A 23,385-nucleotide genomic window follows, 5' to 3' on the forward strand; every position below is an offset into this window, starting at 1 on the left:
GCAATCTGTGGATAATATTTCAGAGGAAAATCCGCAGATTTCACAGATTGAACTCTTTTTCATCTACCCAGTAAAGGGATAAAGTGGAAAGTGGTTACAAATCCCTCACAAGACGAAAGCCGAGAAAGTTGCTGGGGTGGTCAGATTTTTCATGGTTGCGAAGCGCCGACCGGCATCCTCCTGCGCTTCTGTTCCAGCTACCGCCCCTAATAATCCGATAAGAGCCATCTACACTTTCCCATGAACTTCCATCTGCTGGAGCTCCATTGTAATTTTCATGCCAACTGTCCTGCACCCATTCCTGAACATTGCCATGCATGTCATACAAACCCCATGGATTGGGCTTTTTCTGACCAACATCGTGGGTTTTGCCCCCTGAGTTTTCTTCATACCATGCATAAATGCCAAGTTTTGATTCATCTTCACCAAATGAATATCGTGTTGTCTTCCCGGCGCGCGCTGCATATTCCCATTCAGCTTCTGAAGGCATGCGGTACTTGTTTGTACCTTCTTTTTCATTGAGTTTTTTTATAAATTCCTGAACATCTTTCCAGGATACTCTTTCTACAGGCAAGTTTTCGCCCTTGAAATTTGAAGGATTGTTTTTCATAACTGCTTTCCATTCCTGCTGAGTCACAGGATAGACGCCAAGATAGAACGCCTTGCTTATTGTTATTTTATGAACAGGTTTTTCCCGATCAGATTCATTCGAACCCATCATGAAATTGCCTGCGGGGATGAGCGCGAACTTCATGCCTTTTATTTCCTGCTGAGCCTTTAGTCTATCTTGCTCTTCTTTGGCTTTTTTCTCATCATCTTCTTTTTCCTTCTTCTCCTTCTCTTTTATTGATTTGTTTTTTTCTTTATTTTCCGTTTCAACTATTTCAAGGAAAGGCAGGGCTTCTGTTGTCTGCTCTTTATCAGCGAAATATGAGCTATTTTTTTTTGCCCAATCTACATGTTTATCCACATCTTGATTTGTTACTGTACCATTTATACTCGCTAAAGCTTTTTTGAAATCTGAATTATTTAGCGACCTTATTATAGGAGAAATTGGATCTATAATTCCTTTATTTAGTTCATTCCACATGTTCCAGTGCGCTTCCGTGCAAAGTGTTGCGATATCGCGTCCTGAAAATAATTTCGAGACACAGCTTTTCGCTATCTCCTGCATATCCCCGTCGAACTCTAAATCATGTTTATGTATATACAGTTTAATCATTTTCATAACAGCCTGCGGATCAGGCAGAGGGATGTAAATTCGCTTTTGGAACCGGCTGAGCACTGCAGAGTCAATATCCCATGGAGTATTGGTTGCGCCCATTGTCACAATATGCCGGCTTGAATTCTTATTATGCAATCCATCCATTTCTGAAAGCAATGTGGACAATATTCTTATCGAAGCTTCAGATTTCTCAGTATTACGGATACTCACAATAGAATCGATTTCGTCCAGAAAAATGATAGACGGGGCTCTTTTCCATGCACAATCATATAAAGCAGAGATGATCTTTGAAGACTCACCGAAATATTTTGATAATATATCGCTTATTTTTACATTAAAAAAAGTAGCTTTAAAAGAGCCGGCAGTTGCCGCAGCAAGCATTGTCTTACCAGTTCCGGGAGGTCCAAAAAGAAGAATGCCTTTCCATGGGTCAGGTCTTCCCTTAATTTTACTAAAAGTAACGGACTCATTGATAGCTTTCTTAGCATTATCAATACCTGCAATATCTTCCCAGGTTACTTTGGTTGAGGTTATCATAACCTTAATTCTTTCATCACAATCCCCTTCTCTTATTGCAGTATCATTATCTCCAGCTTCACGAGCCGTCCCTGCAGGGTTATTTTGCTTTGTGTACTTTTTCTTTATCGCTTCTAATTCATCAGATAAATCCTTTAAATCATCTGGGTTCATGTTCCCCCTCCGCTATCATTTTTCATTTTGCTTTTTGAGAATATCTTTCATCCATTTGCCAAAGCCCACAATCACATCCATTTAATTTAGTCTATTGATAGATAGGAAAGAAACTTTATTTATAAATAAGCTAATTTTTATTATATTATCCACATTTCTTAAATTCATAGGCACTGCTATGTATCTATGATCAGCATATATAATAAACTTCAGCACATCAGTCTGAAAATAAAGAAAAAAGATGGAGATTTTGGTTGGGTAAACTGATAAAAAAGGATATAGTTCAAGCTACCTGTTTAGATCAAATACAGCACCCCGCGAATTGCAGTCAATTAAATTGGGTTTCTACTGTATCTCGATAGTTATTACTTGCTGCTTGTAAAGTTGGTAGATATGATTTGATAAGAGCACCAAGTGCTTTCAGGCGATTATGTGTTTGAGTATTTATACAACATTTTCATCGTTTTGAGCTTTGGATAAGATATATTTTTGAATCTCGGGATGTTTTATGTTTTTGCCCGCGGCTCAACTAACTTCTTGATGTCAAAAAGCGATATGTGATATTCGTTAGATACATCAAGTTCTGCTTTTATCAAGGCGTCTTGCTCGTCCACACCGCTATTCATGATTGCTTTCTTTCTCTTTAAGATAGCGTTTAGTACTTCGAATATATCCATTGTTACTCGCCTCCTTTTTATTTGCTTTTTTGAACAAATTCATGCTCATCTCTCATGTGGCTAAACACGGAATCCATTGAAGCGAACTCCTTTTTGCAGAAAGTGCAGACATAAACTCTTGGCCAATCTTCTTCAATACCTCTATAGTTTTTCATTCTGAATCCTCATTTGAATAATGAACAGGAAAACATTGAGCTACTTTGTAGTTTATATTTTTCAAATTCATGCCCATAATTTCAATCCCCAGATGTAAAACTGGATTTGTTGTAGTTTTTGTTGTATTCTTTTTTTACATTTGTACGGAAACTTTTATCCATATTATCACCCTTATTTACTTTATTGACTGAATTTTACAATAGATTATTTGTATATAATAATTGGTAGTCTATAATATTTGTTACCTGAAAATCGGAACAAATTGGGTTTTGTTCCGGAAATGTCGTAACAAATCTTTTTAACCTGACTTTATATTAGCACCAAATGACATGTATTATGAGCGATTTGGAGGCTTCCCTTTTACCGTTGATTTTGCCCCTCAATCCATCATTGGATTCTCCTTTTTTCTCCATAACAATTTTTATTTACTTTTATCACATAAGACACAGGTATGGACTCTGAATTGATCGATGAATGGGAAAAGATCGTAGGACATGATAGGATGAAAATGATCTCAAACAAATATTTTAACAGCAGGTTCGATTTAGAGTTCCCTGATCTCCAGGAGGGCAATTTTAAACATAAAAAATTGAGCATACATTCTGAACTCGAAAATAATGCAAATATGCTAAAAGAATTTGAAAAAAATGGTTTATTGACCCATAATGAAGTTTCAAGAATGATTGATGTATCAACCCGGAATATTATAAATAAGAGCATGCCTGGTGCGATTTTTGAGAATGTCCGCAAAACGTTAGATGATGAAATATTGAGAACTATTAAGATTGGGCTGATAGAAATTGAACGAAAAGGTTTACTGACCCACGATGAAGTCTCAAGAATTATTAAAGTATTATCCTGGAATCTTGCAGATGAGAGCATGCCTGGTGCTCTTTTTGAGTATGTCCGCATTCTACTGGATAATGAGAGATTTAAGGATCAGGGAGAGACCAAGCGTCTTGAATTGGTGATCAGGTACATCAGAGAGAGTCTGGTCATTGAGGAGGAAAAACTTGTCAATGAGGAGGAAAAAAGGTTAGAGTAGTTATTTTCGAATCAATTTTATGTTGAAACTGCAATTGGCGTGATCTCCTTTTTCAAATTGGTCAACACTCCCAAATCGTTTTACTATGTTTTTGATCACAGGTTCGCAGGTGATCTCACAATTTTTCTTCTCACACGGAGTTCTTTTTTCTATGTCCATGTTGATCCTGATCCCTTCCTTGATTTTTCTTGCATTATGATTTACTTTGAAATCAGCTTCTAGACAATAATTTAAAATATATCCAATCCCATCCCCGAAATCCCTGATCTTTTCAGGAACTTTTCCTTTGATTGAATCCAGCTTATCACTAATGTCCAGAATTTCGCTCCCGAAAGGAGATATCACATATATTGAGTGTGGTTCGACGATAATGGCTTCGCTTTCAAACTTAATAACCAGACGAGATGAAACAAGGTCTGTAAGCGCCTCTGAGATTCTTTCTTTGCTGATATCCAGATCATCTGATAGATCGCGGACCCGACAGGATTTCATGCAAAGCTTTTCTAAAATGTCTACTCTGCTATTCCTGCTGAGTTTTTTGGAGAGGTCTATCAGGGATTCGGTGGACATGATGTTGTGGATATAATATGAGTTTTTGGTATATATACCGATGATGTTGATATAGATTGCCGGGATACATTTGATAGTAGAATCGTTTCAATATATTTAGGAGCGAACACCATATGATCCGTACCCTGCGACAGATAGTTCTGATGGCTTATGACAGAGACCTGGCGGGTATCGTTTTGGGGCATCTCGCCCGCATAATAACTATAAATAATCCCCTCGCAGTGCCCCAGTTGACCCAACTGGGCGCCCAGGCAGTGAGCAACTGCAAGCATCAGGGAAATAAGCTAACCGACGGTTGTCGGAGCAGAGCGACGACTACCGCCCAGGCAGCAGGCGAATTACCGCAGGAGGTGGTTATTCACCGTGAACTAAACCCCTGGCAATTACGCCCGGAGGGCGCGCTGGTCATGTCGAGGTCAGGTTTTAATGAATGATTCTTAAGATAGATGACACAATTAAGAGGGAGATTGAAGCAAGGTGAGTGGAGAAGTATTCGAGGGGGCGGCGACCCTTATTATGACAGGAATATAATTTTTGTATTGTTTAGCTCAGACACAATTCCTGTCTGAGTAGCTTTTCAAGGTTTTCAAACCCATTCTTGCCCTGCAACCTGCAAAGTAGCTAATAAGGATGCAATATACTGATAATTCTCAGCCCATTTTCCGACCGGAAACACAATGATCTTTCCGCGCCCCCCTAGTAGAATCCGCGGCACATATCATCGTGGCCCATAATCACCCATCTGGGCGATACCAGGTCGATCAGAGAAGATGTGGCTCACCAAGATGCTGGTAGAGACAGGCATCGATGTGCTTGATCATGTGGATATCTGCGATGGCATGCACTTCAGCATGAAAGGAGGCTGGGCATGTATGACCAGGACGACATCAACAAACATTGTGAGTGCAGCACCTTGTTTTGTGCAGAGTGCGCATATTCTTCCGACCCCAATATTTCATAATCAGGTTGACACGCAGGGGTCATGAAGGCTGAAGCAGGCTTTTTAAAGAGCTGCTCTTGGCGTGAAGATAATGAATTTTGGGATAGTGGCATTTATCTAGAAGTCCTTTAGAAATTATAACAGCCAAAAAGCAGATTTGCTTCCCCCAAATATGGGGATTAGACACTAATCTTAATACTTCGCAAACACACGTTATACGCCATTGCAGGCAAGTAGGAAAACATGAGATCAGTAATCTTTCAGGTAGATGCATTCACAGATAAACCATTTACAGGCAACCCTGCTGCGGTTTGCATACTGCCCGAACCGCGAGATGAATGTTGGATGCAGAAAGTAGCGCAAGAAATGAACGTATCAGAGACTGCTTTCCTTTATAGGCAAAAAGATAGCTTCAATCTGCGCTGGTTTACCCCGGCAGTTGAAGTTGACCTCTGTGGTCATGCAACATTGGCAAGTGCGCATGTATTATGGGAAGCAGGTTACATGAAGCCAGACCAGCAAGTGCGCTTTTATACACGCAGCGGGCTTCTGACGGCTGAACACAATGGCGATTGGATCGAACTTGATTTCCCAGCCGAACCAGAAGAGCAGGTAGCTCCTCCACTCGGTCTTGCCAGAGCATTGGGAGTTACGCCGAAATATGTCGGTAAAAACCGATTTGGTTATCTTGTGGAAGTAGACTCAGAGGAGACAGTACGGAACTTGAAGCCGAACTTCGGTTTACTCAGCGAAATTTCAGCCGAAGGGGTCATAGTTACTAGCCTTGCTGCTACCCAAAGCTATGATTTCGTCTCCCGTTTTTTCGCGCCGAAGTTAGGGATTAATGAGGATCCAGTCACGGGATCTGCTCACTGCTGCTTAGGCCCCTTTTGGAGGAAACATCTTAATAAAAATGAGTTCATAGCCTATCAAGCTTCTGGACGTGGTGGTGTCGTGCGTGTTCGCTTGAGTGGGAAGCGGGTTTATCCCGGGGGACAGGCAGTCACGGTTCTTCGTGGAGAGCTCACACGATCGCTGTCACGGACTGCCGGAATGAGTTCCGATGCATCAGAGCGCTGATTGCTCGAGGGTTTGGCGTCTCTGGTAATTTGCTGGGATTCTGTGTTTTTATTCAGGCGTAGGTTAATAAAATAAAAAAGATGCTTTTTTATACAGAATAAACCTTAGGTTGTTTATCTAATCGGTAGTGATAATACGGCTTGGTATGAAAAAGAAAAACAAGAAAAATCTGAATTATCTAATGAAATAGGGAAAACTCAAGAATCTACCGATAAAACTGGGGAATTGGAGAAAGAAAAGAATGGAGTAATTTCTAAAATCAAATATCTTGAAAAAAATTATTCTTCTGGAGACCTACTTGATGAAGAATATGAAGAACTTAGGAAACCGCTTGTTGACACGGTTAAAAAGCTCGATGAAGAGCTAAAAATATTTAGCGGGAAAGAATCAGAAGATCCAACTTTGTTATGGACTTATAAACAAGGTTACGATATTGTTCGCATAATTTTTTCTATGATTTTTGGTGCTTTTATATTTGTTATTATCATTATTCCTTTTATCGCCTTTATAAGTGGTGGTTCCAATGAAATAATTAACAAATTAGCACCAATTATCTCTTTTATAGGAGCTTTAATTGGAGCTTTTTTGGCAGTTGATCACCGTATTTCATTTACTTCTATCTCTTCTGATGGCAAATATATAGCAGCAACATATGCTAAAGGAAGTTTCTATGACGATGCCCTCATCTTCAACAAAGATGGAAAGCTCTTGTGGTGGGATGATGTTTACCGAACCTCCATTTCTCATTCTTCAGATGGCTCTAGCATAGCTATAGGCACTCAAAATAATCTAAAATTATTCGATATTAATGGTAAACTCTTATGCAAATATATGCGACAAGGCTTCGTACAATGTATCTCTATATCTTCTGATGGTAGCTTTATAGCGGCGGTTTTTAATCTTGGTGGAGAAGAATGTGATAAGAATAAGATTTTTCTGTTTGATCGACAGGGAACTAGCTTATGGGACTACGATATTATCTCACTTAAAGAAACTGTAGTATCAATTCCATCTGATGGTTCATTTGTAGCTGTAATCTCTGGTAATGATATTTACTTATTTGATAGACAAGGAAGGGTTCTATGGAAACATAAAACAGATTGAGACGTTCATTTAATGGCCATCTCTTCAGATGGCACCCGCATAGCAGCAGGTTCTGAAAGGGAAGTTCTTTTATTCAGTGATAAAGGTGCACATTTGTGGAGCTATCTTGCAGAAAGCCGGATGCTATGTATTTCTATCTCCTCTAATAGTTCATATGTAGTAGTTGGGTCACAGGATAATAACATATATCTATTTAATAAAAAAGGAGAAATTCTATGGAAATACAAAACAGGTGACATGGTTAATAGTGTCACAATTTCATCTGATAGCTCATATATAGTAGCCGGATCTAAAGACAGAAGCATTTATTTTTTTAATAAAAATGGAGAGCTTCTATGGAAATACAAAATAGGTGGGAACGTTCATAGCGTTTCAGTTTCGTCAGATGGTTCATATATAGTAGCAGGGTCCCAAAAAGGGATTTACTTTTTCAAATTCGACATAGAGAGAGCCAGGAAATTAAAGACTTAGTACAGGTTTTTCCATTATCCAAAGTGCGCTGAATTTTGGGATTTGGAAAGTTGTGCAGGCTGCCTATAGTCTTTTATGAGCATGAAAACTAATTGCCTTCAGTCACAGATCGCCGGAATGAATTCCGAACGCATCGGGTGAGGATGCTCGATGGTTCAGGATTCAAGATGCAGCTAACGTTTTTTCGATTTTTTTGCGGCGCCGGACTTCATACGGAAAGGTCTCTGAACGCTAGGATGGCCATAATCTCTAAATATTATATGAAATATTCTGCAAAGGTGAGGCTATAGAATTGTGACAGAATTCAATAAATCTAAGTGGGCAAAAGCTGAGTTTTCTCAAGAATACATAGAAAATTCGGATATCTATATCGTAGAGCGGAGGAGGTTGCTTGAGATTCTGAGATCTTTTTACAACCATTTCATTAACAACAAACCAAAAATTAACATTCTTGATCTTGGATGTGGAGACGGGATTATTACTCATGAGCTTTTGAAAGTTAATAACTCGATATCAACCACTCTGATAGATGGTTCGGAGGATATGCTCAATAAAGCTAGAAAGCGTCTAAATGGTTTTAATCATACTCATTTTATTAAAGCAAGTTTTCAAGAGATTATTGATAAAAACCTTGTGCAAGGGAATTTTGATTTTATAGTTTCTTCACTCGCAATACATCATTTAACAATGGATGAGAAAAAAGCAATATTCAGGAGTATCTATTCCCATTTGGATACCGATGGGTACTTTCTAAACATTGATGCAGTCCTTGCTCCAGCAAAAGCCCTTGAGCGATGGTATCTCTTGCTTTGGAAAGAATGGATTGATGAAAGAAAAACCTTCTTAAAAATAGAAGGTAATTATTTTGAGGAGATCATCCAAAGATATAAAGACCTTGTGGAAAACAAACCTGATACTTTGGATGCTCAGATTGGCGCTTTAAAATTTATCGGCTTCAAAGATGTGGATTGCTTCTATAAATATGGAATATTTACAATGTATGGTGGCAAAAAATAGTATGCAGGATCTTCAGATAACTAATTTTATCGACTGAACAATAATATCAGCGCAGAAGAAAATGACCGTTTCAATTCATGACGACATGTTAATGCCTCCATAATCTTTTTTGGGTAGCGTGGTAACGGTCCGATTACCAACATGACCACCTCGGTCGACTTGGTGACTGGACCTTTCCGCGCAGCTGTCGATGTGCATAAAACAACATGCGAATGGCTGTATGCAGCGAAAAACCCCCAGAGAGGTAAAACAATGGAGAAAAAATACGTTGGAATAGACATCCATCGAGACTATTGAGTAGCCTGTGTCCAGGATCAGAAAGGAGAAATAGTATGAATTTCGGTTTGGAAACAATATAGAAGCAATAAATAAAGTCAAAGAGAAGCTGGGGAACAACAATTCACATATCGCAATAGAATCCACCGGGAACATGTGGGTAGTATTGTGGGATAAGCTTGAGGAGATCGAATCTGATCTTCATCTTGTCCATCCTCTCAAGACAAAGGCGATAGCATCGAACAAATTAAATAACGATAAACTTGATGCTAAGTTGTTCGCAAAATTGTTAAGAGGCGATATGTTGGTATGCTCGTATGTTCCTCACCGAAGACGTGCGGGATAAGAGAGAAACTGTCAGGCTCAGAGCTTCATTAGTAAGGATGAGAACGCAAGCAACAAACAAGATATGGTCTTTTCTTATTGGTGTTTTGGGTCTGGCACTATTCGGATTGTCTTTTTACGCGGGGAGGCAGCTATTGAAAGGCACGTCCGAAGGGGTCAAACTGTCCATGTGGGCACTGCCTGCCGGTTGTAATTTTGAAAGGATTTTAATTGAAATTGAATCAAAAATGGTACAAAAAAAAAGTAACAATTGTTATATTCATATATATTATCTATATCATAATGGTTAACACCGTTAACCGTGGAATGGATGCCTCATAATAGCAGAGGCAGGCTATAACATACTGCAGAAGTAGTGGTAGATTACCTTTGCCGAGCATCTAACGAAATACGAAATGAATAGGAGGTAAAAAAATGAAATATTTAGTCCGGTTGCTAGCAGTACTGGCAATCTTATTGTTGGCAGGAAGCGCAGGCGCGGCGCCGTTTGCATATATCACGAACCTTGGCGGCCACAGTGTCTCTGTGATTGACATAGCAACGAACACTGTTACAGCCACCATGACTGTAGGACCCAGTCCTTATGGAGTTGCAGTCAACCCGGCGGGAACAAAGGTATATGTGACGAACGAAAACGACCACAATGTCTCTGTGATTGATACTGCCACGAACACTGTTACAGCAACCGTGAATGTAGGAAGCACTCCTTGGGGAGTTGCAGTCAACCCGGCGGGAACAAAGGTATACGTGGCGAACTATAACAGCAACAGCGTCTCTGTGATTGATACAGGCACGAACACTGTTACAGCCACCGTGCCTGTAGGAAGCGGTCCTTATGGAGTTGCAGTCAACCCGGCGGGAACAAAGGTATACGTGGCGAACTATAACAGCAACAGCGTCTCTGTTATTGATACAGGCACGAACACTGTTACAGCCACCGTGCCTGTAGGAAGCGGTCCTTATGGAGTTGCAGTCAACCCGGCGGGAACAAAGGTATACGTGACGAACAATAACAACAACAGCGTCTCTGTGATTGACATAGGCACGAACACTGTTACAGCCACCGTAAATGTAGGAAGCTATCCTTCTGGAGTTGCAGTAAACCCGGCTGGAACAAAGGTATACGTGACGAACGAATTTAGCAACAACGTATCTGTTATTGACACAGCCACGAACGCTGTTACAGCAACCGTGAAAGTAGGAAGCTATCCTGTTGGAGTCGCAGTAAACCCGGCGGGAACAAAGGTATACGTGGCGAACTATTTCAACAACAATGTCTCCGTTATTGATACTGCCACGAACACTGTCACAGCCAGCGTGAATGTAGGAGGACAGCCTATTGCTTTCGGTCAGTTTATAGGTCCTGAGGCAGGCTCGACTGTGGGCTACAGCGCCACTGTCGTAGGCGGACAGAACACTTATGTCCAGGCATCCAACGGCAACTTTGGCACAATACTTGCAGGACAGAGCAAAATAATCAATAACTCTGTTACCCTGAACAACACGGGCGATGCGACCGCCACCGTTGATGCAAGGTTGAGTGACAATGCTGGCGGTGTGTATGGACTTGTAAGTGGAAGCAACGTTCTCGGAGGTTCTAACTTTTCCCTTGCAATCACCAATACTGGAAACTGGACATCATTAAATGATGCCGGGACGAATGCCAGGGTTGCAACTGCGCCTGGCTTTGGCGCTTTAACAATACTTAACGCAAGACTCTTCGTGCCTCAAATGCAGCCGGGAGGAGCGTACAGCGGAACCGTGATTCTGACCTTTGGAAATTAGGTGTAACAGCACCTGATTTCCATATTTTTTTAGGTGAGAGTATGAGAAAAATCTCGACATATCTATTGTGCAGGGTGAGCATATGGGAATTACAGCGGGATGGTAATAGTGACGTTTCGAATAATGTTTAGGAGGTAAAAAAATGAAATATTTAGTCAGGTTGCTAGCAGTGCTGGCAATATTATTGTTGGCAGGAAGCGCAGGCGCGGCGCCGTTTGCATATATCACGAACGATGACAGCAACAGTGTCTCTTTGATTGACACTGCAACAAATACTGTTACAGCTACCGTGCCTGTAGGAAGTTTTCCTTATGGAGTCGCAGTAAACCCGGCGGGAACAAAGGTATATGTGACGAACCAAAACAGCAACAAAGTCTCTGTGATTGATACTGCCACAAACACTGTGTCAGCCAGCGTGATTGTAGGAAGCTCTCCTTATGGAGTTGCAGTCAACCCGGCGGGAACAAAGGTATACGTGGCGAACTTAAACAGCAACAACGTCTCTGTGATTAATACTGCCACAAACACTGTGTCAGCCAGTGTGATTGTAGGAAGCTCTCCTTATGGAGTTGCAGTAAACCCAGCGGGAACAAAGGTATACGTGGCGAACTATAACAACAAAAGCGTCTCTGTGATTGATACTGCAACAAACGCTGTTACAGCCACCGTGAATGTAGGAAGCTATCCTCTTGGAGTTGCAGTAAACCCGGCGGGAACAAAGGTATACGTGGCGAACTATAACAACAACAGCGTCTCTGTGATTGACACAGCCACAAACACTGTTACAGCAACCGTAACGGTAGGAACCGGTCCTTTTGGAGTTGCAGTCAACCCGGCGGGAACAAAGGTATATGTGACGAACCAAAACAGCAACAGCGTCTCTGTGATTGATACTGCCACTAACACTGTTACAGCTACTGTAACTGTAGGAAGCGGGACTTTAGGAGTTGCAGTAAACCCGGCGGGAACAAAGGTATACGTGGCGAACGTTGGCAGCAAGAACGTCTCTGTGATTGACACTGCCACGAACACTGTTACAGCCACAGTGCCTGTCGGAACCAGTCCTGTTGCTTTCGGTCAGTTTATAGGTCCTGAGGCAGGCTCGACTGTGGGCTACAGCGCCACTGTCGTAAGCGGACAGAACACTTATGTCCAGGCATCCAACGGCAACTTTGGCACAATACTTGCAGGACAGAGTAAGATAATCAATAACTCTGTTACCCTGAACAACACAGGCGATGCGACCGCAACCGTTGATGCAAGGTTGAGTGACAATGTTGGCGGTGTGTATGGACTTGTAAATGGCAGCAACATAATCGGCGCCTCCAACTTTTCGCTTGCAAAAACAAATACGGGAAACTGGACATCATTAAATAATGCCGGGACGAATGCCAGGGTTGCAACTGCGCCGGGCTTCGGGGCATTGACAGTACTTGACGCAAGACTCTTCGTGCCCCAGGCGCAGCCGGGAGGAGCGTACAGCGGAACTGTGATTTTGACGTTTGGAAATTAGGTGTAACAGCACCTGATTTCCATATTTTTTAACGCGCAGGAATGAACCGCATATGAACGCAGATAAAAACAGATGCATAAACGACCTCGCTGCTAAAGTCGAGGCGCGCTTCAACGACAGCACAGCAAGAGTGTTCGGATTAATCAGCGGCGCCAATGTGCTCAACGCCACAAACTTCGCTTTAGGAATTCCAGGCGTGCCTGTTGCTTAAGATAACAGCGGCGCCGATGTGCAGGTAGCGGTCGCGCCGCCGGGTGTGACTGCGATGGATGCGAGGCTGGGTGTGCCTGTGGATGCGGTTGCTGGGGATTATAGCGGGACTATGATATTGACGTTTTCGAATAATATATGAGGTGGTAAAATGAGAAACATGGGTAGAGCAAAAATATTGCTTGCAGTAATAGTTACTGCAAGTTTTGCAAACACAGGTGCGGCTGAAACCAACTCAATCGGCTACAGCGCCACCGTTGCTACTGGTCAAAACACATACGTTCAATCCTCCAACGGCACCTTCGGCACAATATTGGTGGGACAGAGCAAGATAATCAATAACTCTGTGACACTGAACAACACTGGTGATGTGAACGCAACAGTAGATGCGAGATTCAATGATAGCAGAAATGGCACATACGGGCTTGTAAGCGGTCGCTTTGTGCTCAACGCTTCTAACTTTGCATTAGCAAGAACCAACGAAAACTTGGCTGTCGAAAACATGAATGTCTTGAGCGACTCGGGCTCTGATGTCAGAATTACGATTGCACAAGCCTTTGGTGCCATAACAAGATTGGCTGCACGACTTTCCGTGCCTCAAGCCCAACCAGCAGGTGATTACAGCGGCACTATTATATTAACATTCTCCAATTCAGAATAGGTGTCAAAATTATGGAAAAAATGATAAAAATTGTTTATGCATTGTTATTTTTCATCCTCATGATAAACAGCGCCAGCGCCCTCGGCATATCGAGCGCCAACTTCGGCGATGTGGAGCAGGGCAAGACCTATAACCAGACTGTCACGCTGGAAAATTCCCAGTATGATTTCGATAACCATTTCGTGGTTACGATTGACGGAAACATAAAAGGCTGGACAAAAGTCACACCAGTCGAGTTTGATCTCGCAAAAGGGAATGTAATGCAGATAACCCTCGACCTTGAAGTGCCTCAGGATGCCGGTCTTGGCGAGCTCACAGGTACTGTAACTGCTGAAGGTAAAAAGACTGTGCCTACTTCTGGCGGTGGCGGAGGCGCAAATGTTGGATATGCGGTAGCTACGAAGGGAAATATCTATGCCAATGTGATAAAACCTGGAGCTGTTGCTTCGGTTGAAATAACAGGAGCTGAAGTTCCCGCAACCGTGTCGGCAGGCAGTGTCGCTAGGTTTGCAGTTACAGCAAAGAATAACGGAAATGTAGCCACTTCTGCCAGCTTTAAACTGGAGGTCAAAAAGGATGGCAATGTTATGGCAAGCATTCCGAGCACTCCTGTTGATTTTGCTCTCGGTGAAGAAAAGACCGTTAAGCTTTTCTGGGACACTCAAGGGATAACAGATGGTAATTATGATGTGTATGTCGAAGCCGCAACAATTGCTAAAGGCTCGGAGAGGACAACATCGGCTGCGTATAAGCCCGTGCCTTTGATCATAGGTGAAGAAAAAGGAGGGAGCAACAGCACTCTGATTGCAGCCGCCGGAATAGTCGTTCTATTTGTAGTTCTCTTAGTAGTGGTCTTAAAGCGACGAAAATGAGATTGTATTGGCTCATTCCTCTCATTTTTTTATTTTTCTTCTTAGCTATTATATGGAATATTCCGGTTGGGAAATTCAGTGAGACACTGCCTGTTGTAATAACAATAAGCGAGCCAGGACAAATCGGAGTGTATACAACAAAGGAGCCCCAGAGGATGTTCAACTTTGGAACCACATTCCCGGGAACCAAGGTTCAAAAAACAATGAATCTGACAAGGGGAAATGAGCCGCCAGCGAAGATTCATATCACCGTAAACGGGACGATACAGAACTGGACCATCTTAAATAGGAACGACTTTGTCTTGGATGAGCCTACTCAGGTAGAAGTAACAATTGCAATTCCAGATAATGCGGAGAAAGGGACATATGGCGGAAATATATCAATAGATTATATTACTACCTACGGTATGCATGCAATTAAGTATTTTCATACTTTAAAATAATTATAATTTAGTGTAAATTTAAATCCTTTTCCGTTAATTCTTCGTTAATTCCAGAAGCTTCGGTTGAGGTCATAGTTGTATGCTTGAACTACGACTTTATTAACAAAACTCACTGAGTTTTATAGGCATTTCCACGCCTAATAATCACCTAAACTGGGACTATGAATAAGCTCCTTTCTTTATGCCTACTTTGTGGTTTTAACCATACCCAATTTTAGCGCCTTAATTATTATTTGATAAGAGATACCGCTATGGATGCACGAGAACGCCTATTGTCTTTAGTCTCCCGTTAGAAGCGGGAGGCATCACAGGGATGCTCATGGATTTTAAAATTTATATTTTTAATTTATTTCTCTCATGGTTCAATCTTTGTCCCTAGTACATCAAGAAACTTAGCCAGCCATTCAGGATGTGCAGGCCATGCCGGTGCAGTTACCAAGTTACCATCTATGTGAGCCTGGTCCAAAGCTATGTCTACCCATTTGCCACCGGCACAATTTATTTCGGGTCCAACAGCTTGATATGCTGCACAATTTCTTCCTTTTAGAATGTTGGCAGCGGCTAATACCTGTGGACCATGACAGATGGCAGCGATTGGTTTATTTCTTTTAGCAAAATCTTGTACAATTTGTATTACTTTTTTATTTAAACGAATGTATTCTGGTGCTCGTCCACCTGGAATTACCAGTGCATCATAATCTTCAGCATTGATATCATCAAAAGTGGTGTTCAGAGTAAAGTTATGACCACGCTTTTCGCTATATGTTTGATCTCCTTCAAAGTCATGGATTGCAGTTCGTATCTGTTCACCAGCTTTCTTACCTGGACACGCAGCATGCACAGTATGTCCAACCATTTGTAGTGCCTGAAATGGAACCATCATTTCATAATCTTCTACGTAGTCACCTGTTATTATCAAAATCTTCTTTGCAGTCATATGTTCACCTTTCCGTTTTTTGTATTTCTTCTTTTATTGCAGTTTTTGATTTGAGGGTTTACCTTTGCAAAAGGGTTATTGTACCATTGCCTGCTTAATGTTAGTATCACCATTGATCTCACAACCTTTCCAAAGGCAAATACTCATATCAGGAGAAGATATTTTTTATTTGATATAACCCTTCCGATTATATAATCAAATGATTTAATAGTAAATTATCTGAAAGCTAATGAGAATATATTTTATCTGCTTTTGTTGACGATATTCGACGCGTCCAATTAAGATTCAAAGTCTATTGCTTTTACCTCTTTTCGCCTTTCCAAGCATGAAAAATCAATCGTTTATAGTCACAGACCGCCGGAATGAATTCCGAGCGCATCAGGTGAGGATGCTCGAGGTCTTGACATTTTAAAATGCTTTACAAGAATCTTTCTTTTTGCACATACAACGCTCAAACAGAGCATAATAAAACCCGCTATTGAGATGATCAAGGTTTAATCTGTAAACGGACCAGCTTTGGTGCCAAGAAAACCCATTCTGTTATTTCACTCCCCCGCGATACAGCCTACGGAATATTTTTGAGGATGCTGGAAAAAGATATACATTCACTGCAATAAAAATCCTGCGGCTCAAACTCTTTCTTCGATAAATCCAAACTGTCACTTGCACAGCTCTTTGATCTTCTCAAGAACAAGAATGGCGTCTTCCCTCTTTACATCCACTTCATTTCCCTTGAAAAAATCTAACACTCTTTCCTTTTCAGGATCTGCAATGATCCCCTTTTTTGCACATTCATTGATTATACTCCTGAAATTCCTGTCAGGATAGAATATTTTCCTGGTGATGTCCAGGATGCCGGCTGTCTCTTCTGCGGTCAATATCCCCTTATCCTGTGCAAGCCTGAGCGTCAGCCGGAGATTTACAAGCGGCACTGACAGTGGCTGCATCGTTTCCGGGTCAAAAGTCAATGCAACTTCGTCGTCCGATTCGATAACACCGCTTCGGTACATTTCATATATCCTCCCTACGCCTATCATCCCGTAGGGCTCAAGTTCATATGCGCGAAGCGCCCCCATGCTTCCCCCGCCCACCACGATAATGCCCATTTTAAGGGCTTCGATTATCTCGCGGTGCGCTACTGCAGCGCTGTCGAAAAAAACCCCGTCGATTATCCCGATAATTTCCGGCGCCGATCTTAAGAGCCTCCTGATATCTTCACGCCTTACGGGCGGGCGATAATCTGCATCCAGTATCTTTCCTGCATCGCGGTGGCTTATGCTCGTGCCCGTGTATACCACGGCCTTCATTTAGCCACTCTCTTCTTTTTCTTCTTGATGCGCTCACCCTTTCTCTCGCGGTCAAGGGTATAGAGTTCAAATGCGGGGATTATCGCCCTGATAACGGGGACGTCAACGCCTCTTGAAAGGTCAACGATTATTGTCCCGTCAGCGATCCCTTCCAGACGCTCCACCACTGTTCTGATGTTTGCAGAGGGCGTGTTGCCTGAACTGTCCTCCATCTCATCCATGCTTGTGGATGGAAGCTCTTCATACCAGTAGCTGTTCATTTTCTTCATGTGTTCATAACCAAAGGTGCGCACCACGCGCTCCCTGTCCGTATCCTCACGCGCCCCATGTATCTGGACCACGCGGCTCTGGGCTGCCTCGGTAAGAGCCCGAGTGACCGCTATCTCAGGCGACAGGTGCGCTCCAGCTCCCATCACGAGAAGCGCAGGGTCCTTCAGAACTGTATCATCAAGCGCTGTAACCACGGTTGGAATATCCACATCAGAATCGAGGAGCCAGATTTTGACCTTTATCCCCGTTTCTTCCATTCTCCTCTTGAGTTCATAATTCAGGCCGTCGCTTTCTGAAAGCATGATCTCTTTCCCGGGATTGTGGGTGTACTCGGCAATGCTGAGGGCATCCCTTTCTATCACTTCGAGCAGGCCGTGGAGCACGGCTTCCTCGATGGTATTCCCGGATGCAAGCCCGTTGGTGTTGCTCCGGAAAAGCTTACTTGCGCCCTGGGGATTGTACGGATGGAAAACTGCATTGGCAGGGACGAAAACTTCAATGTCGTTCATGAAATCATACCCCATGACCCATTCGAGGCTTGTAAACTCAGAGACTGGCTGTGGCAGGAGGAGGGCATCTGGGTATAAAGTGGGATAGTTCTCACTGAGCGACTCATAAGTATCAACGGTCCTCTCCGCCTTGAGCGGAACGCCGCTCAGGTTGATGCTGACCTCGGGCTGCTCCGCAAGACAGCGCTCAAAGCTTTCCATGATCGCAGAGATCCTTGCATTGGTCTCGGTGGCGCCTTTTCCGGAATATATGGATATAGCACCCTCCGCTGCGCTCGGTCTTATGGCTGAGAAAACCGGAATGCCCACACGGTCAAGGTCAGTGATATTGGCTATTCTGGTCACGCCGATCCTGGGGAGGAGCTTTGTTGTATTGGCAAGCGTGGTCTCTGGGTCGAGCACGCGCTGGGTACCTTCGATGTATTTGATATTGGGGTCGAGGTTTATCTTGCTCATTGATTCCTGCAAACTTATTGGATAAAGGTTATATATCTTGTGATAAGGGAATATACAAAATATTAAAAAGTACGAAAAGTACGATCGAAATATAGAGGGATTTTATGACACTTGATTCAAGAATTTCTGAGCTTGCAAAAGCTGCAAAACCCACCGTGGCGATCATCGGTCTGGGCGGCGCAGGCTGCAATATCGTTTCGTGGATAGCGCAAAAAGAAATGGTTGGAAGCAGGATTATTGCGGCTGATACTGATGCGACGCATTTGATGGGCGCAAAGGCGGATGCGAAGGTCCTCCTCGGTGAGCAAACCTACCAGGGAAAGGGATGCGGTGGCTTCGCCGAGCGCGGCACTGAAGCAGCCAGGGAAAGCCTCAAGGAAATTAAGGAGGAGCTAAAGGATTCAAACCTTATATTCATCATAGCAGGCCTGGGAGGCGGCTCAGGAACAGGCGCTGCGCCTGTAGTGGCGGAAGCAACACGCGAAGCAGGGATACTTACCATAGGGTGCGTGATGTTGCCTTTCAGTTATGAGCTTACACGGCGCAAGAAAGCGATCGCGGGAATAAAGGCACTTGCGGCGAGATGCGACTCACTTGTGGTCATAGACAATTCCAAGCTCCGGGCCATCGCAGGCAGTCTGCCGCTCCGTGAAGGTTTCGCAGTAGCGAACGAATTCGTAGGCGCCTTTATCAGGAACATAACAGAAACCATAACGCAGCCCAGCCTTGTGAACCTCGATTATTCCGACCTTCGAAGTGTTGTCGAGCGCGGTGGGATATCGGCGATCGGTATCGGAGATGCTGAGGGTGAGAACCGCATAGAGAAAGCAATGGAACAGGCACTTTCGACGCCCCTGCTTGATGTTGCGGATATTTCGGGTACTTATGGGGTTCTTGTCCATATAGCGGGCGGCGAGGATATGACCCTTGGCGAAGTCACCCAGGCGGGCGAGATCATCCTCCAGAAAGCGCCGAATACCGGGCGCATCGTATGGGGTGCGAAAGTGGATGAGTCGCTTGCAGGACGTGTGAAGGTGACTGCGGTGCTGACTGGCGTCACGGATCCGAACAAATTGAAGTAATTTGCATATACAAGACCGCAGATGAACGCCGAAACCCTGCGGGTTCTCGACTCCCCACACACGCATGGCTGCGCCATGCGTGGATACCCGCTATGGTTTTTTCTCTAGTCCAATATCAGCAGCTAAGAATTAATATATCTTTGCGTCTTTTGTGTTCTCTGCGGTAGGCAAATATTTACCACCGCCAAGTTCGTAAAAAGCACGAAGTAAATAGTATTTTGAGTTAAATATTATGCACCTTGTCATAAAAGAACGCGTGGATAACCTGTGCGATTATACGTATAATTTCACATGGCAGAATAATAAGATAAAACCTGATAGCATCATACCTTACCAGCAGGGGAAAAAGTACACTTATAAAGACCTTGTTGATGAACTAAGGAAAGGCAAAGAGGTGTGTATCACTGGAAACGCCGGCAAGAGACTGGGTTACAGCATGGGTGTTGACCTTGCGCATTTCGGTGGAAGTGGGGCGCCTGAAGAGATAGGAAAGCTCTATATCGATGGTGATGTCTCACTGGAAATGGGAATGGGAATGGTTTCCGGCACGATATATGTAAAAGGGAGCATTGAAGAGCCGGTAGGAAATGTGGTAGAAATGGCTTCGGACGAGCCAGGTTACAGGAAGTTCAGGTCAATAACCGGGATCATCTGCAAAGGATTGGGGAATGATGTCCTCATCAGGAATAAATTCGATGAGCTGAATAAGCATTTGCAGCTGGACGACGGAATTCTTCGGGGAACTGTGGCAGCGCGATGCAACTGTGAGGCTATGGTAACGATCGAAGGGAATGCTTACAACGGTACCGGTTTATTGATGAAGAAAGGAATTGTTCATGTCAGGGGTGATGCAGGAATGAACAGCGGCGCTCACCTCGATGGCGGTGTTGTGATCGTGGAAGGCCGTGCGGGCGAGTTCGCGGGCGCGTACATGAAAAAGGGCACGCTTATCTTAACGGATGCAAAAGGATACGCGGGTGCCAATCTCAAAGACGGGGTGGTTCTTGCAAAGAAAAAAGTAAAAACAGCGCCTCCAATTGAGGAGCTGGCGATGACGCAGGAGGATGGCAAACAGATAATGAAATATCTTGGGCTGGGACACGTGGAGGCCATGAGCTATCATAAGTACGGCATAATGAGGGAAAGGCTTGTAAGGATGAGGGATGGGTCGGTGGTGGTGAGGAGGGTGGACGGATTTTAAATTTGAACATATATAATTATCAAAAAAGATAACTTTAAATAAAAAAAAGTTCATTTGTTTTGTGTGAAGTTTCTGGATAATTTGTATCTGGAGAGAGAATCTAGGAAAAGACTAATCGAACTTATTCTAATAGTAGGCTCTATCCTTATTGCTCTTAAAACTCCAGAAACTCTAAATGGCAATATTATACATTTAAAAGATAATAATATTACAACGCTCTTTATGATTGTTATCTTTTTCTCAGTTTTATATTTTATCCTTATACAAAAAGAGGTAAATGAGAATCAAAATAAAATTGTATCGGTTATTGGATTTGTTATTGCTATTTTTTTCTCGGCAATAATGGCTAGTTTTTTAGCTATCAGTGTGGCTAAAGATTTTTTAACAGCATCCTCAGCAGCAACTTCATACCTTTTTGTATTTTTTCCTTACTGGTTGATTTTTACTTTTGTAATTTGGGTAGCACTAAGGGAAAAATAAGCTACGAATGTTTATTTACGACTCTAAATATACGGAAGGCTGGATATCGCTGAAACATAATATATATAGTGAATTAATATGTGCGGATACAAAGATTACAAACAAATTCTCGACAAATTCTCGCAACTACTTCTGGAAAAATTCAGCGACAACCTCATCTCTCTTGTCCTCTTCGGTTCCGTTGCCAGAGGCACAGCAAAAACAGAAAGCGACATCGACCTGCTCATAATTCTGAAAGATGCCCCCGATTCTTATTACAAGCGCCTCGAACCTGTAATAGATATCGAGCTAAAACTGCGTGAGGAAGCCTTTGAAACTACCGAGGCTGTGCTAATTTTCAGCAGTATCGTCTTATCAAAAGAAGAAGCTATGGAGAATCGCAATATATTTCTGGACATGATTGATGCCTCCATAATCCTGTACGACAAAAATAACTTTTTCAAAAACAGGCTCAAAGAGTTGAAGAAACGGCTTTTGCAGCTTGGCTCAAAAAAAATCACGCTTGAGGACAAAACATGGTACTGGAATCTAAAACCCGACAGTGTACCGGGGGAAGTCATTGAATTATGACCACCAGTAAAGAGCAGGGCGAGAAATTGTTAAAAGAGGCGCAATGGATATTTGAAAAAGACCTGAAAGGCGCTATGGAAGAAGAAAACTATAATCTCGCAATCAGAAGAGCGCAGGAAGTGGTTGAGCTTTCCCTCAAAGGGTGTTTGAGAGTATTGGGCATAGATTATCCAAAAGTGCATGATGCAGGTTTACTTTTTGTAAAAATAGCTGAAAAAAAACTTAATTTTAATAAAAACACACTAACAGAAATCGAGAGGATTTCACGGTGGCTCTCAGAGGCAAGAGCACCTTCGTTCTATGGCGAAAGAGACTTTACATCAGAGGATGCAAGGAAAGCTTTTGAAGATGCAGCCTTTGTTTTTAAAGAAATAAAAACTGTGACTATGCAGGCAGAAAAATAAATGCGCAGTCTTGAAACCTTCCCATCCAAAGGCCCTCATAATTCTCTCTGGTACTGGTCTGATATCGTCTCCCCCCTGAAAGTCATTTTCAATTACATCTGCATGTCACTTGCACGCATCTCACCCTCACTCCGGATGAAGAACGTGCTCTATACCGCCATGGGGATCAAAATAGGCGAACATGTATCAATCGGGCTGGAGGTAAACATGGACGTGTTCTTCCCTGAACTCATAGAGATCGGAGATGACAGCATAGTCGGATTCAATTCCACCATCCTGTGCCATGAGTTCCTGGTGAAGGAATACAGGCTCGGTCGCGTCGTCATAGGTAAGAACGTCACCGTCGGTGCGAACACCACCATCCTCCCTGGCGTTACTATCGCAGACGGAAGCACGGTTTCAGCTCATTCTCTTGTAAATAGCGACGTTTCGGGTTTTGTGGGAGGGGTGCCTGCCCGCCCACTGAAAACAGAACAGGGATTATGAAATACGATGTAATAGATTTCTTCTTCTGGTTCAAAAAAGAGCCTCTACCCCGTATTTTCGTGCTTATCTCATGCATTATGGGAACTCTTTTCGGTTTTTATTATTATACAGGCCAGTTTGAAATCACACCTGTATATTTATGGTTTTTTGTTCCAGACAGCCCCTTTTTCACGTTCATGTATGTCATTGTGCTTCTTTTTTATTCTTTCGGCGTGCGTTCTAATGCCTTCGATGCTTTCACGTTTATCGGGTTAAATAAAGTCGGTATATGGACCATCTTCGTTTTGTTCTGGAACTATGACTATTATTTCTCCCCGGAGACGAGTGACTATCGATTTATAATACTCTTGCTGCATATCGGAATGATACTTGTTGCCATGACACTATTAAAGGAAATGAAGAAATTGAACATGCGGAGATATCTTTTGATCGCAGGTTTTTTCCTGATATCAGATTTCTTTGATTATGTCGTCGGGACACACCCCATTATCCCGCAGGAAAGCATCGGAGTCGTAAGTCTGGTGACCATCTCCCTTACAATAATAACCTGCGCTCTGACATTTTATTATCTGGAGAAAAAGCCCGAAGGAATTTAGTACATTA

Annotated in this window: 28 protein-coding genes and 1 pseudogene; 22 read left to right on the top strand and 7 right to left on the bottom strand. The window is 42.8% G+C overall.

Annotated features, from left to right (window positions below; genetic code table 11):
- Nucleotides 1-94: 94 nt before the first annotated feature.
- The 3 genes from O8C65_15660 to O8C65_15670 form a co-directional block, all read right to left on the bottom strand.
- A complete protein-coding gene (locus O8C65_15660) occupies nucleotides 95-1,915 on the bottom strand; it encodes an SUMF1/EgtB/PvdO family nonheme iron enzyme (protein MCZ7358356.1) in 1,821 nt (606 codons plus the stop codon).
- A gap of 506 nt (nucleotides 1,916-2,421) precedes the next feature.
- Nucleotides 2,422-2,592, bottom strand: coding sequence for a hypothetical protein (locus O8C65_15665; protein MCZ7358357.1), 171 nt, complete (start codon nucleotides 2,590-2,592; stop codon nucleotides 2,422-2,424).
- 17 nt (nucleotides 2,593-2,609) lie between these two features.
- Nucleotides 2,610-2,747 carry a hypothetical protein gene (locus tag O8C65_15670; protein ID MCZ7358358.1) on the bottom strand — a complete coding sequence of 46 codons (138 nt, stop codon included), beginning with the start codon at nucleotides 2,745-2,747 and terminating at the stop codon, nucleotides 2,610-2,612.
- Nucleotides 2,748-3,199: 452 nt separating this feature from the next.
- Here O8C65_15670 and O8C65_15675 point away from each other — a divergent pair, with 452 nt between their 5' ends.
- Nucleotides 3,200-3,793: a hypothetical protein gene (locus O8C65_15675; GenBank protein MCZ7358359.1), complete on the top strand. Its 594-nt coding sequence runs from the start codon at nucleotides 3,200-3,202 to the stop codon at nucleotides 3,791-3,793.
- Here O8C65_15675 and O8C65_15680 read toward each other — a convergent pair whose 3' ends face one another.
- Nucleotides 3,794-4,363, bottom strand: a complete 570-nt coding sequence (locus O8C65_15680; protein ID MCZ7358360.1) for an ArsR family transcriptional regulator — start codon at nucleotides 4,361-4,363, stop codon at nucleotides 3,794-3,796. It abuts the gene before it with no gap.
- A 143-nt stretch (nucleotides 4,364-4,506) separates the two neighbouring features.
- Here O8C65_15680 and O8C65_15685 point away from each other — a divergent pair, with 143 nt between their 5' ends.
- The 14 genes and pseudogenes from O8C65_15685 to O8C65_15750 all read left to right on the top strand — a co-directional run bounded on the left by O8C65_15685 (nucleotide 4,507) and on the right by O8C65_15750 (nucleotide 15,080).
- On the top strand, nucleotides 4,507-4,797 hold the full coding sequence (locus O8C65_15685) for a hypothetical protein (protein ID MCZ7358361.1): 291 nt from the start codon (nucleotides 4,507-4,509) through the stop codon (nucleotides 4,795-4,797).
- A 336-nt stretch (nucleotides 4,798-5,133) separates the two neighbouring features.
- Nucleotides 5,134-5,349 (top strand): hypothetical protein, encoded by a 216-nt coding sequence (locus O8C65_15690; GenBank protein ID MCZ7358362.1) that lies wholly within the window; start codon nucleotides 5,134-5,136, stop codon nucleotides 5,347-5,349.
- A gap of 197 nt (nucleotides 5,350-5,546) precedes the next feature.
- Nucleotides 5,547-6,383, top strand: coding sequence for a PhzF family phenazine biosynthesis protein (locus tag O8C65_15695; GenBank protein ID MCZ7358363.1), 837 nt, complete (start codon nucleotides 5,547-5,549; stop codon nucleotides 6,381-6,383).
- A gap of 225 nt (nucleotides 6,384-6,608) precedes the next feature.
- The gene (locus O8C65_15700) at nucleotides 6,609-7,487 is read left to right on the top strand and encodes a hypothetical protein (GenBank protein ID MCZ7358364.1); all 879 of its coding nucleotides are present in this window, start codon (nucleotides 6,609-6,611) and stop codon (nucleotides 7,485-7,487) included.
- Nucleotides 7,488-7,499: 12 nt separating this feature from the next.
- The gene (locus tag O8C65_15705; protein MCZ7358365.1) at nucleotides 7,500-7,958 is read left to right on the top strand and encodes a DUF5711 family protein; all 459 of its coding nucleotides are present in this window, start codon (nucleotides 7,500-7,502) and stop codon (nucleotides 7,956-7,958) included.
- A gap of 294 nt (nucleotides 7,959-8,252) precedes the next feature.
- Nucleotides 8,253-8,975 (top strand): class I SAM-dependent methyltransferase, encoded by a 723-nt coding sequence (locus O8C65_15710; GenBank protein ID MCZ7358366.1) that lies wholly within the window; start codon nucleotides 8,253-8,255, stop codon nucleotides 8,973-8,975.
- Nucleotides 8,976-9,324: 349 nt separating this feature from the next.
- Nucleotides 9,325-9,597, top strand: a pseudogene (locus O8C65_15715) (transposase).
- Between the two features lie 413 nt (nucleotides 9,598-10,010).
- Nucleotides 10,011-11,381: a YncE family protein gene (locus O8C65_15720; GenBank protein ID MCZ7358367.1), complete on the top strand. Its 1,371-nt coding sequence runs from the start codon at nucleotides 10,011-10,013 to the stop codon at nucleotides 11,379-11,381.
- A gap of 142 nt (nucleotides 11,382-11,523) precedes the next feature.
- The gene (locus tag O8C65_15725; GenBank protein MCZ7358368.1) at nucleotides 11,524-12,894 is read left to right on the top strand and encodes a YncE family protein; all 1,371 of its coding nucleotides are present in this window, start codon (nucleotides 11,524-11,526) and stop codon (nucleotides 12,892-12,894) included.
- Nucleotides 12,895-12,946: 52 nt separating this feature from the next.
- On the top strand, nucleotides 12,947-13,105 hold the full coding sequence (locus tag O8C65_15730) for a hypothetical protein (GenBank protein ID MCZ7358369.1): 159 nt from the start codon (nucleotides 12,947-12,949) through the stop codon (nucleotides 13,103-13,105).
- A gap of 18 nt (nucleotides 13,106-13,123) precedes the next feature.
- Nucleotides 13,124-13,246 (top strand): hypothetical protein, encoded by a 123-nt coding sequence (locus O8C65_15735; protein MCZ7358370.1) that lies wholly within the window; start codon nucleotides 13,124-13,126, stop codon nucleotides 13,244-13,246.
- A gap of 9 nt (nucleotides 13,247-13,255) precedes the next feature.
- On the top strand, nucleotides 13,256-13,765 hold the full coding sequence (locus tag O8C65_15740; protein ID MCZ7358371.1) for a hypothetical protein: 510 nt from the start codon (nucleotides 13,256-13,258) through the stop codon (nucleotides 13,763-13,765).
- Nucleotides 13,766-13,776: 11 nt separating this feature from the next.
- Nucleotides 13,777-14,637 (top strand): hypothetical protein, encoded by an 861-nt coding sequence (locus tag O8C65_15745; protein ID MCZ7358372.1) that lies wholly within the window; start codon nucleotides 13,777-13,779, stop codon nucleotides 14,635-14,637.
- Nucleotides 14,634-15,080, top strand: coding sequence for a hypothetical protein (locus O8C65_15750; protein ID MCZ7358373.1), 447 nt, complete (start codon nucleotides 14,634-14,636; stop codon nucleotides 15,078-15,080). Before O8C65_15745 ends, O8C65_15750 begins: the two co-directional genes overlap by 4 nt.
- A 355-nt stretch (nucleotides 15,081-15,435) precedes the next feature.
- Here O8C65_15750 and O8C65_15755 read toward each other — a convergent pair whose 3' ends face one another.
- From O8C65_15755 to O8C65_15765, 3 genes are all read right to left on the bottom strand, one after another.
- Entirely contained in the window at nucleotides 15,436-16,017 is a 582-nt protein-coding gene (locus O8C65_15755; GenBank protein ID MCZ7358374.1) for a DJ-1/PfpI family protein, read from the bottom strand.
- Between the two features lie 659 nt (nucleotides 16,018-16,676).
- Entirely contained in the window at nucleotides 16,677-17,324 is a 648-nt protein-coding gene (locus O8C65_15760; protein ID MCZ7358375.1) for a TfuA-related McrA-glycine thioamidation protein, read from the bottom strand.
- A complete protein-coding gene (locus O8C65_15765) occupies nucleotides 17,321-18,559 on the bottom strand; it encodes a YcaO-related McrA-glycine thioamidation protein (GenBank protein ID MCZ7358376.1) in 1,239 nt (412 codons plus the stop codon). Before O8C65_15765 ends, O8C65_15760 begins: the two co-directional genes overlap by 4 nt.
- Before the next feature lie 104 nt (nucleotides 18,560-18,663).
- Between O8C65_15765 and ftsZ the strand changes: the two genes are divergently transcribed.
- From ftsZ to O8C65_15800, 7 genes are all read left to right on the top strand, one after another.
- The gene (ftsZ, locus tag O8C65_15770) at nucleotides 18,664-19,641 is read left to right on the top strand and encodes a cell division protein FtsZ (GenBank protein ID MCZ7358377.1); all 978 of its coding nucleotides are present in this window, start codon (nucleotides 18,664-18,666) and stop codon (nucleotides 19,639-19,641) included.
- Nucleotides 19,642-19,873: 232 nt separating this feature from the next.
- The gene (locus O8C65_15775) at nucleotides 19,874-20,842 is read left to right on the top strand and encodes a formylmethanofuran dehydrogenase (protein MCZ7358378.1); all 969 of its coding nucleotides are present in this window, start codon (nucleotides 19,874-19,876) and stop codon (nucleotides 20,840-20,842) included.
- 63 nt (nucleotides 20,843-20,905) lie between these two features.
- Nucleotides 20,906-21,322, top strand: coding sequence for a hypothetical protein (locus tag O8C65_15780; protein MCZ7358379.1), 417 nt, complete (start codon nucleotides 20,906-20,908; stop codon nucleotides 21,320-21,322).
- A gap of 78 nt (nucleotides 21,323-21,400) precedes the next feature.
- Nucleotides 21,401-21,892, top strand: coding sequence for a nucleotidyltransferase domain-containing protein (locus O8C65_15785; protein ID MCZ7358380.1), 492 nt, complete (start codon nucleotides 21,401-21,403; stop codon nucleotides 21,890-21,892).
- Nucleotides 21,893-21,918: 26 nt separating this feature from the next.
- Nucleotides 21,919-22,296, top strand: coding sequence for a HEPN domain-containing protein (locus O8C65_15790; GenBank protein MCZ7358381.1), 378 nt, complete (start codon nucleotides 21,919-21,921; stop codon nucleotides 22,294-22,296).
- Nucleotides 22,297-22,782, top strand: coding sequence for an acyltransferase (locus tag O8C65_15795; GenBank protein ID MCZ7358382.1), 486 nt, complete (start codon nucleotides 22,297-22,299; stop codon nucleotides 22,780-22,782). It begins immediately after the preceding gene.
- A complete protein-coding gene (locus O8C65_15800) occupies nucleotides 22,779-23,378 on the top strand; it encodes a DUF1405 domain-containing protein (protein MCZ7358383.1) in 600 nt (199 codons plus the stop codon). Before O8C65_15795 ends, O8C65_15800 begins: the two co-directional genes overlap by 4 nt.
- Nucleotides 23,379-23,385: the final 7 nt, after the last annotated feature.

The organism is Candidatus Methanoperedens sp. (assembly GCA_027460535.1).
Classification (GTDB): domain Archaea; phylum Halobacteriota; class Methanosarcinia; order Methanosarcinales; family Methanoperedenaceae; genus Methanoperedens.